The sequence below is a fragment of the Methylobrevis pamukkalensis genome (assembly GCF_001720135.1).
Taxonomy (GTDB): Bacteria; Pseudomonadota; Alphaproteobacteria; order Rhizobiales; family Pleomorphomonadaceae; genus Methylobrevis; species Methylobrevis pamukkalensis.
In genome coordinates this window covers 1-16346 of sequence record NZ_MCRJ01000101.1, presented here as the reverse complement: position 1 = coordinate 16346, position 16346 = coordinate 1, and the positions used below count along the sequence as shown (strand labels likewise).

11 protein-coding genes and 3 pseudogenes are annotated in these 16346 nt (G+C 69.8%); 11 read left to right on the top strand and 3 right to left on the bottom strand.

Going from position 1 to position 16346, the window contains the following annotated elements:
- From A6302_RS15460 to A6302_RS15450, 3 genes are all read right to left on the bottom strand, one after another.
- A partial coding sequence (locus A6302_RS15460) for a 2Fe-2S iron-sulfur cluster-binding protein (RefSeq protein ID WP_141703825.1) occupies positions 1–1364 on the bottom strand: 1364 nt, incomplete at its 3' end.
- On the bottom strand, positions 1361–1645 hold the full coding sequence (locus tag A6302_RS15455) for a sarcosine oxidase subunit delta (RefSeq protein ID WP_069307791.1): 285 nt from the start codon (positions 1643–1645) through the stop codon (positions 1361–1363). The genes A6302_RS15460 and A6302_RS15455, both read right to left, overlap by 4 nt.
- Positions 1646–1712: 67 nt before the next feature.
- The gene (locus tag A6302_RS15450; RefSeq protein ID WP_069307790.1) at positions 1713–2963 is read right to left on the bottom strand and encodes a sarcosine oxidase subunit beta family protein; all 1251 of its coding nucleotides are present in this window, start codon (positions 2961–2963) and stop codon (positions 1713–1715) included.
- Between the two features lie 175 nt (positions 2964–3138).
- Between A6302_RS15450 and A6302_RS15445 the strand changes: the two are divergent.
- The 11 genes and pseudogenes from A6302_RS15445 to A6302_RS23090 all read left to right on the top strand — a co-directional run.
- A pseudogene (locus A6302_RS15445) lies at positions 3139–4645 on the top strand (AMP-binding protein).
- 5 nt (positions 4646–4650) lie between these two features.
- Positions 4651–5610, top strand: a complete 960-nt coding sequence (locus A6302_RS15440; protein WP_069307789.1) for a GlxA family transcriptional regulator — start codon at positions 4651–4653, stop codon at positions 5608–5610.
- A 143-nt stretch (positions 5611–5753) separates the two neighbouring features.
- Positions 5754–6650, top strand: coding sequence for a class II glutamine amidotransferase (locus tag A6302_RS15435; RefSeq protein WP_069307788.1), 897 nt, complete (start codon positions 5754–5756; stop codon positions 6648–6650).
- Positions 6650–7336, top strand: a complete 687-nt coding sequence (locus tag A6302_RS15430) for a GltB/FmdC/FwdC-like GXGXG domain-containing protein (RefSeq protein ID WP_069307787.1) — start codon at positions 6650–6652, stop codon at positions 7334–7336. The genes A6302_RS15435 and A6302_RS15430 overlap by 1 nt, the downstream gene beginning before the upstream one ends.
- Entirely contained in the window at positions 7336–8670 is a 1335-nt protein-coding gene (locus tag A6302_RS15425; RefSeq protein ID WP_069307786.1) for an FMN-binding glutamate synthase family protein, read from the top strand. The genes A6302_RS15430 and A6302_RS15425 overlap by 1 nt, the downstream gene beginning before the upstream one ends.
- Positions 8671–8746: 76 nt before the next feature.
- Positions 8747–10054: a type III glutamate--ammonia ligase gene (gene glnT, locus A6302_RS15420; RefSeq protein ID WP_069307785.1), complete on the top strand. Its 1308-nt coding sequence runs from the start codon at positions 8747–8749 to the stop codon at positions 10052–10054.
- Between the two features lie 143 nt (positions 10055–10197).
- Positions 10198–11966: pseudogene (locus A6302_RS15415) on the top strand (IlvD/Edd family dehydratase).
- 137 nt (positions 11967–12103) lie between these two features.
- Positions 12104–12988: pseudogene (locus A6302_RS24695) on the top strand (SMP-30/gluconolactonase/LRE family protein); the annotation flags it as partial.
- Positions 12989–13060: 72 nt separating this feature from the next.
- The gene (locus tag A6302_RS25435; RefSeq protein WP_342586290.1) at positions 13061–14125 is read left to right on the top strand and encodes a tetratricopeptide repeat protein; all 1065 of its coding nucleotides are present in this window, start codon (positions 13061–13063) and stop codon (positions 14123–14125) included.
- Between the two features lie 540 nt (positions 14126–14665).
- A complete protein-coding gene (locus tag A6302_RS15405; protein ID WP_169833600.1) occupies positions 14666–15454 on the top strand; it encodes a hypothetical protein in 789 nt (262 codons plus the stop codon).
- Positions 15454–16346 (top strand): hypothetical protein (locus A6302_RS23090; RefSeq protein WP_169833599.1); only part of this gene is annotated, 893 nt, incomplete at its 3' end. The genes A6302_RS15405 and A6302_RS23090, both read left to right, overlap by 1 nt.

Sequence of the window (16346 nt, the reverse complement as noted above, 5' to 3'; positions counted from 1 at the left end):
GTCATTGTGCCGGCGGCGGAGCCGGCGACCTGCATGCCCTTCGGCAGCGGGCCGTGACCGAAGGCGCCGAGATCGTCGCGCCAGACCGGGCGGCCGCCGAGATGGCCGGTGAGCTGGATGCTCGGCTGGAAGCCGCCCGAGAGGCCGAGGCCGTCGACGTCGAGCACCTCGCTCGATCCGTTGGCCTTGTCGATGACGATCCGCTCCAGCGTCTTGGCGCCGAGCGCCTCGCGGACGCGGGCGCCGGTGTAGGTGCGAACACCGGCAAGGGCCGATGTGAGCGCCGGCGAAACATCGGCGCGGGGATCGATCACGGCGGCGAGCGAGACGCCGCAGGCGGCAAGGTCCGCGGCCGCCTGCCAGCCGGCGTCATTGGCCGTGAAGATCGCCGTGCGCCGGCCGGTCGAAACGCCGTTGCGGACGGCATAGCTGCGGCTGGCCCCGGCCAGCATCACCCCCGGAAGATCGTTGCCCGAGAGCACGATCGGCCGTTCCGTCGAGCCGACAGCAATGATGCTTTGCCGGCTAAGCAGCGTCCAGAGCCGCTGGCGCGGCAGGCCGTCCGGCGGCACGGGCAGATGGTCGGCGACCTTTTCCAGCGCGCCGAAGCTGCCGCCGTCGTAGGCGCCGAACACGGAGGTGCGGGTCAGGATGCGCACGTCCGGCATGGTGGCGAGTTCGGCGGCGATACCGGCGGCAAACTCCGCGCCGGGCCGGCCGTCGATCGCATGGCGCTCGGCCAGAAGCTGGCCGCCGAGGCGGGTGTCGGCGGTGGCGAGGATCACCCTGGCGCCGCTGCGGGCGGCGGAAAGCGCCGCCATCAGCCCGGCGGGGCCGGCGCCGACCACCAGCACGTCGCAATGGGCGGTCACGGTCTCGTAGCTGTCGGGATCCGGCAGCCCGCTCGCGGCGCCAAGGCCGGCCGCGCGGCGGATCACCGGCTCGTAGAGCTTTTCCCACAGGGCGGACGGCCACTTGAAGGTCTTGTAGTAGAAACCGGCCACGAACAGCCTGGAGAGCAGACCGTTGACGGCCATCACGTCGTGATCCAGCGACGGCCAGCGGTTCTGGCTGGCGGCAACGAGGCCGTCGTAAAGCTCGACCGTGGTCGCCTTCAGATTGGGCTCGGCGCGCGCACCCTCGCGCAGGGTGACGAGGGCATTCGGCTCGTCGGCGCCGAAGGCGAAGACGCCGCGGCGGCGATGATACTTGAACGAGCGTCCGAACAGCGTGACGCCGGAGGCGATCAGCGCCGAGGCGAGGCTGTCGCCCGGATGGCCGCGATAGTCCTTGCCGTCGAAGCGGAAGGACAGGCCCGTGTCGCGGTCGATCAGACCGCCGGAGGGCAGGCGATGGCCGCTCATTCCGCCGTCTCCCGGATCGGAGCCGGGACCGGGGCCGCGGCGAGGCGCGCGGCGGCGATCTCGTGGGTGGCCGTGTTGCGGGTCACGACCAGCCAGCCGTTGCAGCCGGCGCGGTGATACCAGAGTTCGGTGATCTCGCCGCGCGGGTTGTCGCGCAGATACACATAGTCGGCAAAGGCCGCCTCGCCGGCGTCGTCGGCGGGACGCACCGGGGCGGCGTCGCCGCGATAGGTGAACTCGGCCGCATCGCGCGGACCGCAGAAGGGACAGGGGATCAGCATGGCGCGGGTCCGGTCATGAGCACGAAAGGTCGGTCGGCGGGGGAGGGGAGGCGCATTCCGTCCTCCCTCAGTGCAGGTTCGGCTGGGCGCCCTGGCCCTTCTCGTCGATCACCGCGCCGCGGGCGAAGCGGTCGAGGCGGTAGTCCCTTGCGGCCGCATGCGGCGCGCCGGTCGCCAGCAGATGGGCAAAGCAGAGGCCGGAGGCGGGCGTCGCCTTGAAGCCGCCGTAGCACCAGCCGGCATTGAGGAACAGGCCGGGCAGCGGCGTCTTGTCGATGATCGGCGAGCCGTCCATGGTCATGTCCATGATGCCGCCCCAGTGGCGCAGCAGGCGGATGCGGCCGATCATCGGCATCAAGGCCATGCCGCCCTCGCAGACGTCGCGGATCACGGGCAGGTTGCCGCGCTGGGCGTAGGAATTGTAGCCGTCGATGTCGCCGCCGAAGACGAGGCCGCCCTTGTCGGACTGGCTGACGTAGAAATGCCCGGCGCCGAAGGTGATCACGCCGGGGATCAGCGGCTTCACGCCCTCGGAGACGAAGGCCTGCAGGGCATGGCTCTCGATCGGCAGCCGCAGGCCGGCCATGGAGGCGACGCGCGAGGTGTTGCCGGCCACGGCCAGCGCCGTCTTGCCGGCGAAGATCGCGCCGCGGGTCGTCTCGACGCCGGTGATGTTGCCGCCCTCGCGCACGAGGCCGGTCACCTCGCAATTCTCGATGATGTCGACGCCGAGCCGGTCGGCGGCGCGGGCATAGCCCCAGACCACCGCGTCGTGGCGGGCGGTGCCGCCGCGCTTCTGCAGAAGGCCGCCGCGGATCGGGAAGCGGGCGTTGTCGAAGTCGAGGAACGGCGCCATCGCCCGCACCTGCGCCTCGTCCAGCAGCTCCGCATCGACACCGTGCAGGCGCATGGCGTTGCCGCGCCGGGCATAGCCGTCGCGCTGGGCGTCCGAATGGTAGAGGTTGAGCACCCCGCGCTGGCTGACCATCGTGTTGAAGTCGAGGTCGGCCTCCTGCCGCTCCCACAGCTTCATCGACAGTTCGTAGAAGGGAATGTTGCCGGGCAGCAGGTAGTTGGAGCGGATGATCGTCGTGTTGCGCCCGGCGTTGCCGGAGCCGATCCAGCCCTTTTCCACGACGGCAATGTCGCGGATGCCGTAGTCGCGGGCCAGATGAAAGGCGGTGGCAAGCCCGTGGCCGCCGCCGCCGACGATCACGACGGAATAGAAGGGTTTCGGATGCGGCTTGCGCCAGGCCTGCGGCCATTTCTGGTGGCCGGAGAAGGCGTTGCGCAGGAGCGACAGGGCAGAATAACGCATCTGTGTGAAGGTCCCGGACAGCGGTCGTGGCCACAGGATGACGAGGTCGTGCAGGCGCCGCTAGCCTGTCAGCGAAATTTGCTTGATGTTTTGCGCAGGCTCACGTTTCCTCGGCGCGGGATCGGGACACGCGCCCGGCAACAGGGTGGCAACGGACAAGGACACGGGTGAGGCAATGGGCAACTGGCTGTTCGACGGGCTTCGCGCGGGCTTTGCCGGCGACGACGCGGTGTTCATCCACCATGGCGACGCGCGGATCACCTATGGCGACATGCTCGCCCGCTCGGCAGCCCATGCGGCCGCCCTCGTCGCGCTCGGCGTTGCGCCCGGCGACCGGGTCGCGGTCCATGTGGAGAAGTCGGTCGAAAACCTGATGCTCTATCTCGGCACGGTGCGCGCCGGGGCGGTCTACCTGCCGCTGAATGTCGCCTACACCATCGCCGAACTCGACTACTTCCTCGGCGATGCCGAGCCGAAGGTGATCGTCTGCCAGCCGGAGGAGGCGGACGCGATCGCCGCGCTTGTCCCGCCCGGCACGGCGGTGACGACCATGGACGCCGCGGGGCGCGGCAGCATGGCCGAGGCCGCCGATGCGGCCACTGGCGCCGCCTTCGCCGATGTGGTGCGCGGCCCTGCCGATCTCGCCGCGATCCTCTACACCTCCGGCACCACCGGGCGGTCGAAGGGCGCAATGCTCACCCACGACAACCTCCTCTCCAATGCCCTCGCGCTGAAGGACCTCTGGCGCTTCGACGCGACCGACGTGCTGATCCACGCGCTGCCGGTGTTCCACACCCATGGCCTGTTCGTGGCGACCGACGTGGTGCTCGCCGCCGGCGCGGCGATGATCTTCCACGAACGCTTCGACGTGGAGCGGCTGGTGGCCGACCTGCCGCGCGCGACCAGCCTGATGGGCGTGCCGACCTTCTATTCCCGCCTTGTCGCGCACCCGAAGGTGGACGCGGCCCTTGTCGACCACATGCGCCTGTTCGTCTCCGGCTCGGCGCCGCTGTCGGCCGAGACCCACCGGGAATTTCGCGCCCGCACGGACAAGGAGATCCTCGAGCGCTACGGGATGACCGAGACCGGGATGATCACCTCCAATCCCTATGACGCGCGCGGGTGCCGGGCACGGTGGGCTTTGCGCTGCCGGGGGTCGAGGTGCGGGTCGCGATCCGGACGGGGCGGGGGAGCTGCCGCGCGGCAGCGTCGGCGTTCTCGAGGTGAAGGGGCCGAATGTCTTTGCCGGCTACTGGCGCAACCCGGAAAAGACAGCCGCTGAATTTCGCGCCGACGGCTTCTTCATCACCGGCGATCTCGGTTTCATGGACGCGGAATGCCGGGTGTCGATCGTCGGCCGCGCCAAGGACCTGGTGATCACCGGCGGCTACAACGTCTATCCGGCCGAGGTCGAGGCGCTGGTCGACGCCATTCCCGGGGTCGCCGAGAGCGCGGTGATCGGCCTGCCCCATGCCGACTTCGGCGAGGAGGTGACGGCGGTGATCGCCCTGCGGCCGGGGGCGACGCTCGATGCCGACGGCGTGCGCGCCGCGTTGGAGGGGCAGCTTGCCCGCTTCAAGCAGCCGCGCCGCATCCTGTTCGTCGACCGCCTGCCGCGCAATGCCATGGGCAAGATCCAGAAGAAGGAGCTGCGCGAGACCTTTGGCGCGGGCGGGAGCTGAGGGCGGTGGCCGATCTCCCCTCGGCAGGGGAGGGGGCCGGACGCATCGGCTTCCTGCTGCTCCCGGATTTTCCGATGATGTCCTATGCCTGCGCCGTCGAGCCGCTGCGCGCGGCCAACACCATCGCCGGGCGCCGTCTCTACGACTGGCGGCATTTCTCCCTTGATGGCGGCCCGGTGTTCGCCTCGAATGGCGTCTCGATCGTGCCGGACGGCAAGGTCGGCGATCCGGCCGACCTCGACCTCTTGCTGGTCTGCGCGGGCGGCAACCCGGCAAGCTTCGACCATGCCCCGACCTACGGCTGGCTGCGCGGCCTTTCGCGCCACGGGGTGGCGCTCGGCGGCATCTCGGGTGGGCCCTATGTGCTTGCCCGCGCCGGCCTGCTCGACGGGCGCCGCGCCACGATCCACTGGGAGCATCTTGCCCCGTTCACGGAGGCCTTTCCCGCGCTCGACGTCACCGGCACCGTCTTCGAGATCGCCGGCGACCGGATGACCAGCGCCGGCGGCGTCGCCGTGCTCGACATGATGATCGCCCTGATCTCCCAGAGCCACGGCGCCGCGCTCGGCGTTGCTGTCGGCGACTGGTTCCTGCGCCGGGAGCTTGCCGCAGGCGGCGCGCCGCAGCGCATCGACCCGCGCGACCGCTTCGGCGTGCGCAATCCGCGCCTGCTGCGGGTGCTGGTCCACATGGAGGCGCATGTGGGCGAGCCGCTCGACCGGGCCGCGCTCGCAAGGCTCGCCGGGGTGTCGCTGCGCCGGCTGGAGGGGCTGTTTGCCGAGCAGATGTCCACCACCATCGCCCGCCACGCCTTCGGTCTGCGGCTGGAACGGGCGCGCGCGCTCTTGCGCCAGAGCGCGATGCCGGTCACCGAGATCGCGGCGGCCTGCGGCTTTGCCAGCCCCAGCCACTTTTCCCGCGCCTACCGGGCCCGCTTCGGCACGGCCCCGACAGCCGACCGCTGAGGCCTGGCGTATCGGCCATACCGTCCCGCGTGAAATTCGCCTGAATGTTCTCTTTAGGAAACTTTCTTTCTTGAAGATTGACAGGGTTTTGCGGGCAGGCTAGACCCTTGAGCAAGGTTCACCATCACCGGAGATGCCTGCCCATGTGCGGGATCGTAGGACTGTTTCTCAAGAAGGACGACAAGGACAACCGCCTCGGCGCGATGCTCGCCGAGATGCTGGCGGTGATGTCCGATCGCGGGCCGGATTCGGCCGGCTTTGCCGTCTACGGCGCCGGCGACACCGCCCGGCACAAGCTGACCCTGCGCGGCCCCGAGGGCGCCGACTGGACGGCGCTTGCCAGAGGGCTGGAAGAGAAGGATCTCGGCCCGGTCGATGTCGTCGTGCGCGACACCCATGCGGTGCTGACCGTGCCGGCCGCCAGCGTTGCGGCCATTCGCGCCGCGCTGCCGGCGCTGGCCCCGGACGTCGCGGTCGTCGGCGAGGGCGAGCGGATGGAGCTCTACAAGGAGGTCGGCCTGCCGGCGGAGATCTCCGCGCGCTTCGGGCTTGCCGACATGCGCGGCACCCACGGCATTGGCCACACCCGCATGGCGACGGAAAGCGCGGTGACCACCAACGGCGCGCATCCCTTCACCACCGGCCTCGATCAGTGCCTCGTCCACAACGGCTCGCTGTCGAACCACAACCTTCTGCGCCGCAAGCTGAAGCGGGAAGGCATCGCGATCGAGACCGAGAATGACTCGGAAGTCGCCGCCGCCTATCTCACCTGGCGCATGCGCGAGGGCGACAATCTCGGCGAGGCGCTGGAACACGCGCTGATCGACCTCGACGGCTTCTTCACCTTCGTCGTCGGCACCGAGAGCGGCTTCGGCGTCGTGCGCGATCCGATCGCCTGCAAGCCCGCGGTGATGGCCGAGACCGAGGACTATGTCGCCTTTGCCTCCGAATACCGCGCGCTGGTCGGCCTGCCGGACATCGAGAAGGCCCACATCTTCGAGCCCGAGCCCGCCAGGGTCTATTTCTGGGAGCGCCAGTGATGCCGAACGTCGACCTTTCGACGACCCCCCTCCGTGATCTCAACGCCGCCCTCCACGCCCTAGCCGCCGACACCAACGAGACCCACTGGGTGGTCGAGAACCCGGCCGGTCGCCATGCGATCGCGGTCGGTGTCGACGTGCCGGTGCAGATCGAGATCAACGGCCATGTCGGCTACTACTGCGCCGGCATGAACGATGCCGCCTCGATCGTGGTCAACGGCAACGCCGGCGTCGGTCTTGCCGAGAACATGATGTCCGGCATGGTGCACGTGAAGGGCGACGCCAGCCAGGCGGCGGGCGCCACCGGCCACGGCGGCCTGCTGGTCATCGACGGCAACGCCTCGGCGCGCTGCGGCATTTCGATGAAGGGCATCAACATCGTGGTGAAGGGCTCGATCGGCCACATGAGCGCCTTCATGGCGCAGGCCGGCGCCCTCGTCGTGCTGGGGGATGCCGGCGACGCGCTCGGCGATTCGATCTACGAGGCCCGGCTCTACGTGCGCGGTACGGTGAAGAGCCTCGGCGCCGACTGCATCGAGAAGCCGCTGCGCGAGGAACACGTCGAGGAGCTGAAGTCGCTGCTGGCGGCGGCCGGGGTCGAGGATGTCGCGCCGGACGAGTTCCGCCGCTACGGATCGGCCCGCAAGCTCTACAACTTCCATGTCGACAATGTGGATGCCTACTGATGTCGAAGACCGACCACGTCCCCCACACGGTTCCCCGCAAGTCGGCGACCTTCGACGACTACACGATGTCGGAGATCCGGCGCGCGGCCGCCACCGGCATCTATGACATCCGCGGCGGCGGCACCAAGAAGAAGGTGCCGCATTTCGACGACATCCAGTTTCTCGGCGCCTCGATGAGCCGCTATCCGCTCGAGGGCTACCGGGAGAAGTGCGACACCTCGGTCGTGCTCGGCGCCCGCTTTGCGAAGAAGCCGATCGAGCTGAAGATCCCGGTCACCATCGCCGGCATGAGCTTCGGGTCGCTGTCGGCGCAGGCCAAGGAAGCGCTGGGCCGCGGCGCGAGTGCCATGGGCACCTCGACCACCACCGGCGACGGCGGCATGACGGCGGAGGAGCGCGGGCACTCCAAGACCCTCGTCTACCAGTATCTCCCCTCGCGCTACGGCATGAATCTGGCCGACCTGCGCAAGGCAGACGCCATCGAGATCGTCATCGGCCAGGGGGCGAAGCCCGGCGGCGGCGGCATGCTGCTCGGCCAGAAGATCTCGCCGCGCGTGGCGCAGATGCGCACCTTGCCGGAAGGCATCGACCAGCGCTCGGCCTGCCGTCATCCCGACTGGACCGGCCCGGACGACCTGGAGATCAAGATCGAGGAACTGCGCGAGCTGACCGACTGGGAAAAGCCGATCTACGTCAAGGTCGGCGCCGCGCGGCCCTACTACGACACCGCGCTCGCCGTGAAGTCCGGCGCCGATGTGGTCGTGCTCGACGGCATGCAGGGCGGCACCGCGGCGACGCAGGAGGTGTTCATCGAGAATGTCGGCCTGCCGATCCTCGCGGCGATCCGTCCGGCGGTGCAGGCGCTGCAGGACCTCGGCATGCACCGCAAGGTGCAGCTGATCGTCTCCGGCGGCGTGCGCAACGGCGCTGACGTCGCCAAGTGCCTCGCGCTCGGTGCCGACGCGGTGTCGATCGGCACGGCTGCGCTGATTGCGATCGGCGACAACGATCCGGCGCTCGAAGCCGAATATGCGAAGCTCGGCACGACGGCCGGCGCCTATGACGACTGGCACGAGGGTCTCGACCCGGCCGGCATCACCACCCAGAAGCCGGAACTGGCCAGCCGCCTCGACCCGATCAAGGCCGGCCGACGCCTTGCCAACTATCTCGCGGTGCTGACGCTGGAGTGCCAGACGATCGCCCGCGCCTGCGGCAAGAGCCACGTCCACAATCTGGAGCCGGAGGATCTTGTCGCCCTGACCGTCGAGGCGGCGGCGATGGCGCAGGTGCCGCTGGCCGGCACCAGCTGGATTCCGGGCAAGAACGGCTACTGAACAACGCCGCGGCCCGCGCACCCGGCGGCAGGGGCTGCCGACGGGTGGTTCAACGACTGATCACAGGGGAACATCGATGTCGATCGATCTCGCGGCGGTCGCCGCGGAAAAGGGGATCAAGTATTTCCTGATTTCATATTCCGACCTGTTCGGCACGCTGCGGGCCAAGCTCGTACCGGCGGCGGCGATCGGCGGGATGATGAAGTCGGGCGCGGGCTTTGCCGGCTTCGCCACCTGGCTCGACATGACACCGGCCAACGCCGACATGTTCGCCATGCCCGACCCGGAAAGCCTGATCCAGCTGCCGTGGAAGCCGGAGGTGGGCTGGCTTGCCGCCGACCTCGTCATTGACGGCCAGCCGGTGGCCCACGCGCCGCGCAACCTTCTGAAGGCGATGGTGGAGAAGGCCGCCGCCCTCGGCTTCGAGGTCAAGACCGGCGTCGAATGCGAATTCTTCCTGATCCAGCCGGACGGCTCGGCGATTTCGGACCCGGCCGACACCCAGGCCAAGCCCTGCTACGACCAGCAGGCGCTGATGCGTCGCTACGACGTCATCACCGAGATCTGCGACGCGATGCTGGAGCTCGGCTGGAATCCCTACCAGAACGACCATGAGGACGCGAACGGCCAGTTCGAGATGAACTGGGACTTCGGCCCGGTTCTGGAGACCGCCGACCGCCACACCTTCTTCAAGTACATGGCGAAATCGATCGCCGAGAAGCATGGCCTGCGGGCCACCTTCATGCCCAAGCCCTTCCTCAAGCTCACGGGATCGGGCTGCCACGCCCACATCTCGGCCTGGTCGACCAAGGACGGCAGCAACCTGTTCGCCGACACCAGTGACGCGATCGGCCTGTCGAAGTTCGGCTACAAGTTCATCGGCGGCATCATGCATTCCGCCGAGGCGCTGTGCGCGATCACCAATCCGACGGTGAACTCCTACAAGCGCATCAATGCCCCGGTGACGACCTCAGGCGCCACCTGGGCGCCGAACACCATCACCTATTCGGGCAACAACCGCACCCACCTGATCCGGGTGCCGGACGGCGGCCGCTTCGAGTTCCGCCTGCCGGACGGGTCGGTCAACCCCTACCTGCTGCAGGCCGCGATCATCGCCGCCGGCATCGACGGGGTCACCAACGACCGCGACCCCGGCGAGCGGCTCGACATCAACATGTACACCGACGGCCACAAGGTGACCGGCGCCAAGAAGCTGCCGCTCAACATGCTCGACGCCCTGCGCGCGCTCTACCGCTGCGATGCGATGAAGGAGATGCTCGGCGAGGAGTTCGTCGGCAGCTACCTGAAGCTCCGCACCAACGACTGGAACGACTACGCGCGGCATCTGTCGACCTGGGAGCGCGAGACCACGCTCGACTGCTGACCGGGGCTGGAACAGCAAAAATACGTGTCGGCCCGCTCCGGGCGGGCATGGCGCGGTCCGGCGTTGCGGTCTAGAACGAAAGCGCCCTCTCCCCCAGGGGGAGGGCGTGCCCGTTCCTGCAGCAAGCGCCGAAAGATCGCGAGATGACCAAGCCGCCCCGCCGCTCCCGCCTCTGGTTCGACAATCCGGATGATCCGGGCATGACGGCGCTCTATCTGGAGCGCTATCTGAACTATGGTCTGACCCGCGAGGAGCTGCAGTCCGGCAAGCCGATCATCGGCATCGCCCAGACCGGGTCCGATCTGTCCCCCTGCAATCGCGGCCATATCGAGCTTGCCAAGCGCGTGCGCGAGGGCATCCGCGCCGCCGGCGGCATCTGCTTCGAGTTTCCGGTCCATCCGATCCAGGAGACCGGCCGCCGCCCCACCGCCGCGCTCGACCGCAACCTCGCCTATCTCGGCCTCGTCGAGATCCTGCACGGCTATCCGCTCGACGGCGTGGTGCTGACCACCGGCTGCGACAAGACAACCCCGGCGCTGATCATGGCGGCGGCGACCGTCGACCTGCCGGCGATCGTCCTCTCCGCCGGGCCGATGCTCGACGGCTGGCACGAGGGCCGGCTGGCCGGTTCGGGCACGATGATCTGGGAAAGCCGGCTGCGGCTGGCCGCCGGCGAGATCGACTATACCCAGTTCATGGATGCGGCTGCCGCCTCCGCGCCGTCGGTCGGCTACTGCAACACCATGGGCACCGCCTCGACCATGAACTCGCTCGCCGAGGCGCTCGGCATGTCGCTGCCGGGCAACGCCTCGATCCCCGCGCCCTACCGCGAGCGGGCGCAGATGGCCTATGCGACCGGCACGCGCATCGTCGCCATGGTCGACGAGGACCTGCGGCCCTCCAAGATCCTGACCCGCGCGGCGATCGAGAACGCGATCATGGTCAACTCGGCGATCGGCGGCTCGACCAACGCCCAGCCGCACATCACCGCCATCGCCCGCCACGCCGGTGTCGAGATCGAGCCGATGGACTGGCAGCGGGTCGGCTACGACGTGCCGCTGCTCGTCAACATGCAGCCGGCCGGCAAGTATCTCTCGGAGGCCTTCCACCGCGCCGGCGGCGTGCCGGTGGTGATGAAGGAACTGCTGGCCCACGGACGGCTCAACGGCGAGGCGCTCACCGTCTCCGGCCGCACCGCCGCCGAGAATGTGGCCGGCGCGGCCGCGCCCGACGGCGACGTGATCTGGCCCTTTGCGGCGCCGCTGAAGGAGAAGGCCGGCTTCATCGTCCTCAAGGGCAACCTGTTCGACACGGCGATCATGAAGACCAGCGTGATCTCCGAGGAATTTTTCGAGCGTTACCTGAACCAGCCCGGCAAGCGCTGGGTGCTGGAGGGGCGGGCCGTCGTGTTCGAGGGCTCCGAGGACTATCACCACCGCATCGAGGACCCCGCGCTCGGCATCGACGAGGACTCGATCCTCGTGATCCGCAACGCCGGGCCGGTCGGCTGGCCGGGGTCGGCCGAGGTCGTCAACATGCAGCCGCCGGCCGAGCTGATCCGGCGCGGCGTCAAGGCGCTGCCCTGCATCGGCGACGGCCGCCAGTCGGGGACGTCGGCCTCGGCCTCGATCCTCAACGCCTCGCCCGAGGCGGCGGTCGGCGGCGGGCTCGGCCTCGTCAAGACCGGCGACCTGCTGCGCATCGACCTCAACACCGGCACCGCCGACGCGGTGGTGGATGCGGAGGAGTGGGAGGCGCGCCGCAAGGCTTCACACCGAGCTTCCCGGCCAGCCAGACCCCGTGGCAGGAGATCCACCGCGCCACCGTCGGCCAGCTCGCCGAGGGCGGCTGCATGGAGCTTGCCGTGAAATACCGCGGCGTCGTTGCCACGGTGCCGCGCAACAATCATTGACCCGAGCGAAGCGGCGGCCGCCGGCGCCCCGATTGCGGGCGGCTCCGCGCGCGGCTATGGATAGGGGGCAACGTGCGGGAAACCAAAGGCAAATCAACTGCCGGCCCGCATGCCATGATCCGGGGGAGGAAGCAGGCGTGGGCACCTACGAGATCCTCGATCAGCGGTTCAAGGCGCTGATCATCGGCCATGCGAAGCGCGAGACGCTCTACACCGGCTGTCGCTGGGCCGAAGGGCCGGTCTACGTCCCCGCCGCCAAGTCGCTGATCTGGTCGGACATTCCGAACGACCGCCTGATGCGCTTCGACGAGACCGACGGCTCGGTCTCCGTCTTCGAGCACCCCTGCGGCTACCACAACGGCCACACGCTCGACCGCGAGGGGCGGATCGTCGCCTGCGAGCACGGCGGCCGGCGCATCTCCCGCCTCGAGCATGACGGGCGCTGGACCGGCCTCGTCGACCGCTTCGACGGCAAGCGGTTCAATTCGCCCAACGACGTGGTCGTGAAGTCGGACGGCACGATCTGGTTCACCGATCCGACCTACGGCATCGACAGCAGCTACGAGGGCTTTGCGGCGACGGCCGAGATCGGTGCCTCCAACGTCTACCGCCTCGACCCGGCGAGCGGTGCGGTGTCCGCCGTCGTCACCGACATGGTGCAGCCGAACGGCCTCGCCTTCTCGCCCGACGAGACGCAGCTCTATGTCGCCGACACCGGGTCGAGCCACATCGACGGCCATCCGCGCGAGATCCGGGTCTACGACGTCGCCGCCGACGGGGCCTCGGTTTCGAACGGCCGCAACTTCGCCGATTCCCCGGCCGGGCTGTTCGACGGCTTCCGCTTCGACAATCGCGGCCATCTCTGGACCTCGACCGAGAATGCCGTCTCCTGCTATGCGCCGGACGGCACGGAACTCGGTCGCATTCCGGTGCCGGAGATCGTCTCCAACGTCACCTTCGGCGGGCCGAAGCGCAACCGGCTCTACATCACCGCCCAGACCTCGCTCTACGCGATCTATCTCACGCCCACGCCGCCGGCTGGCGGCAACCCTGATCCGCATCCGACGAGGCCCCGACCTGTGAACCCCTTCCGGATGATTTCCGACGCCCTTGCGGCGCGCGCCTTCAAGCGGGCGGTGAAGGCGGGCAACGCCGCGAACCGGGAGCGGCGCTGGACGGAGGCGATGACCGCCTTCGAGGCGGCGCTGGCGGCGCAGCCGAAGGCGCGCAAGGCCTGGATCCAGCTCGGTCATGCCCGCAAGGAGATCGGCCTGCTGGGAAAGGCCGAGGAGGCCTACCGCCGCGCGGTCGCCCTCGACGGGACTGATGCCGACGCGCACCTCCAGCTCGGCCATGCGCTGAAGCTTCAGGGGCGGATCGACGACGCGATCGCCGCCTACGAGATGGCCTGCGCGGTCGGCGGCGAGAGCCGCGCGGCCTGGCATGCCCGCGAGGAGCTGGAAGCGCTCGCCATCGCCCGCCGCCCGCCGCAGCCGCCGAAGGCGCCAGCGCGACCGAGACCGGCGAACCGGTCGTGGCATCGGCCGTGGACGCCTTCTTCGTTCCGGCGCCGGAGGGGAGGGGGACGTCCTGTCGCTGGGCGGAGTGGCGCTCGGCCGGAGTGCACCTGCGGGCGAGACGACCGAGCCGAATGTCGCCCTTGTCGGGGTCGCGGCTTTTGCGACGTTCACCGGCCATGCCGATCTGCCGTCGATTCCCGCCCCGTCCGCGGCCGACCTGCACAATCTCCGGCTCTGCGACGCGCGCTCGCCGGTGCCCCTTGCCGCCCTCTGGCTGACCGGGCCGCTCACGCTGAAACTGCGCTTTGCGGCGGCCGAGGGGGCGCCGCCGCTGCTGCTCGATGTCCTGCAGGCGGGCGTCACCAAAGGCAGCGCGCCGGTGCGGCTGCGCGGCGGTGTTGCGCTCGGGGCCGTCCCGACACTGGTCGAGGTGCCGCTCGCCAGCCCCTATCTGCCGCTGCTGTTCGTGCTGCGCGACGCGGCCGGCCGCATCCATGCCAGCGATCTGCTCGCCTTTCCCTCGCTCTGCCGCGGCGGCGTGCACGCGGTCGAAGTCGCCCTGTTCGCCGGCAGCGGCCACGACCTCGAGGATCTGCGCCATGCCGCCGACCGGCTGGCCGCCGGGACCCGCGATCATAAGCCCCTCGGCCGCATCGAGATTACCGCCACCGGGGCCAATGGCACCGAGCGGATCTTCGACCGCGACTGCCTCGACTGGCTGACCGGCCTTGCGGCCGTACCCGTCGGCCTCGCCAATGTCGAGACCCTCGATCCGCTTCTGCGCGATCATCTCGAGGGCCTGATCGGCGCGTCGCCACACGCCGAGGCCGATCCCTCCCGGCCGGTGCTGCATCTGCCGGCGAACGCCATTCCCAGTCTTTCTGCGCTGTACGGCCTGCTCGCCGAGCCCGGCGCCGGCACGGTCGTCCAACCGTTCGTGGCGGCGGAGGCGGGTGGCCCGGCGTGGCTGGTGGGTCTGCCGCCGCTGGGTGGCTGGCTCGGCGCCCTGCAGCCGCCGGGGCTGCGGCCCGCCCTGCCGTGGCTGTCCGGCGAGATCGGCGCTGCAAAGCGCGGCGCGGGCCATCCGGCGGCGATCCTGTTCGCGACCCGCCGACCGCGCGCAGCAGCGATGGGCCGTTCGTGCGCGCCCTCGACGAGCCGTCGCCGCTGGCGGCGGTCGTGGCACCTTCCGGCCTGCCGGTCAGCGTGCTGGTGCCGGTCACCGGCGCCACCGACCCGGTCCGCGCGCTGCTGGACACGCTCGCGACCCAGACGATCGGCGCGGACATCGAGGTGGTGATTGCCTCCGCCGCGGCGCTTCCCGCCAGCCTGCAGACCACGCTGGCCGACCTCTTCCCCGGCCGCCACGCGCAGATTGTCGATCCGCAGGCCAGCCGCGGCGGCCTCGTCGATCTTGCCGCCACGCGTGCCCGGCCGGGCTGCCTCGTGATCTGCGATCCTGGCGTCCGCCTGCCCAATCCGCGCACGCTGGCGCTGCTGTCTGCGATCGCCGCTGATCCGCATGTGGGGTCGGCGAGTTGCAGCCTTGCGGTGGTCCGGCAGGGCGCCGTCCAGGCGTCCGTCTGCGGACATGTGGTCTCCGGCGTCTCCTTCCTCGGCCTGCCGTCGCTGACCTTCGAGCGGATCGACGGCCGGGCGCTGGTGCCGGGCGCGGCGCTGCCCGTATTGGCCGTCAGCCTCGCGCTGCTGGCGATCCGCAGCGAGGTGCTTGCGGCGGTCGGCGGCTGCGGCGCGGCGGAGGGGCTGGATGCCGCCGCCGATGTGGCGCTCGGCCTTCGCCTCGCGGAGGCGGGCTTCACCAACATCGCGACCACCCTCGTCACCGCCCTGGCGCCCGACCTGCCGCCGCCGCGCCGCGCCCATCCGCTGGTCGCCGGCCCCGGCATCGCGCCCGCAACGCTCGACCGGCTGTTTGCGACCACGACGGTCGTGCAGAGGGTGGTCTGATGCGGATCACCATCGTCGTGCCGTCGGAGGAATTCCTCACCGCCGCCGGCATGCGGATCCGCTATGCCCGGATCATGGCCGATCAGGCTGATCCGGACGTGCGGATCGCGGTGCGGCCGATCGGCGACCTCCTCGGCGCGGCCGAGCCGGACGGCGACGTGTTCGTTTTCGCCAAGGTCTACGACGCCCGCGCGGCCGTGCTGGCCCATCGCCTGAAGCGGCTCGGGCGCATCATCGGGCAGGACCTGTTCGACGACTATTTCAGCCAGGCCGGCGACCCGCGCCTTGCCCGGTTTCGCGCGGCGATGGCCGATCTCGGCGCGGCCACGGACTTCGCCGTCTGCAGCACGCCGGCGATGGCAAGGGTCGCCGCGCAGTGCCTGCCCGGCGTGCCGGTCACGGTGGTCGGCGATCCGGTCGACCGCTTCGAGCCGCTGCGGGTGGCCGACATCGCCGCGCGCAAGCTGCGCCGGGCGCAGGCGGAACGCCGTCTGTCCGTCGTCTGGTTCGGCATGGGCGACAATCCCTATTTCCCGGTGGGTCTTCACGATCTCGTCGCCTTTGCCGGCGAACTCGGCCGCCTGCGCCGCGCCGGCTTTGCCGTCGACCTCGAGATCCTCACCAACCCCCGGGCGATGACCCGCGAGGCCCTCGGCCAGCTGCGCGGCCTGCCGGTCGACTGGCAGCTGGCGGCCTGGAGCGAGGCGGGCGAGGCGGCGGCGCTGGAGCAGGCCGACGTCGCCTTCATCCCGGTCGGCGGCCAGGGCTTCAGCATCGCCAAGTCGCTCAACCGGGCGATCTCGGCCCTTGCCGGCGGGTGCCAATTGCTCGCCCCCGGCTATCCGCTCTATCCGCGATCTCGGCGATTTTCTCTACCGGCGCCCGAGGATCT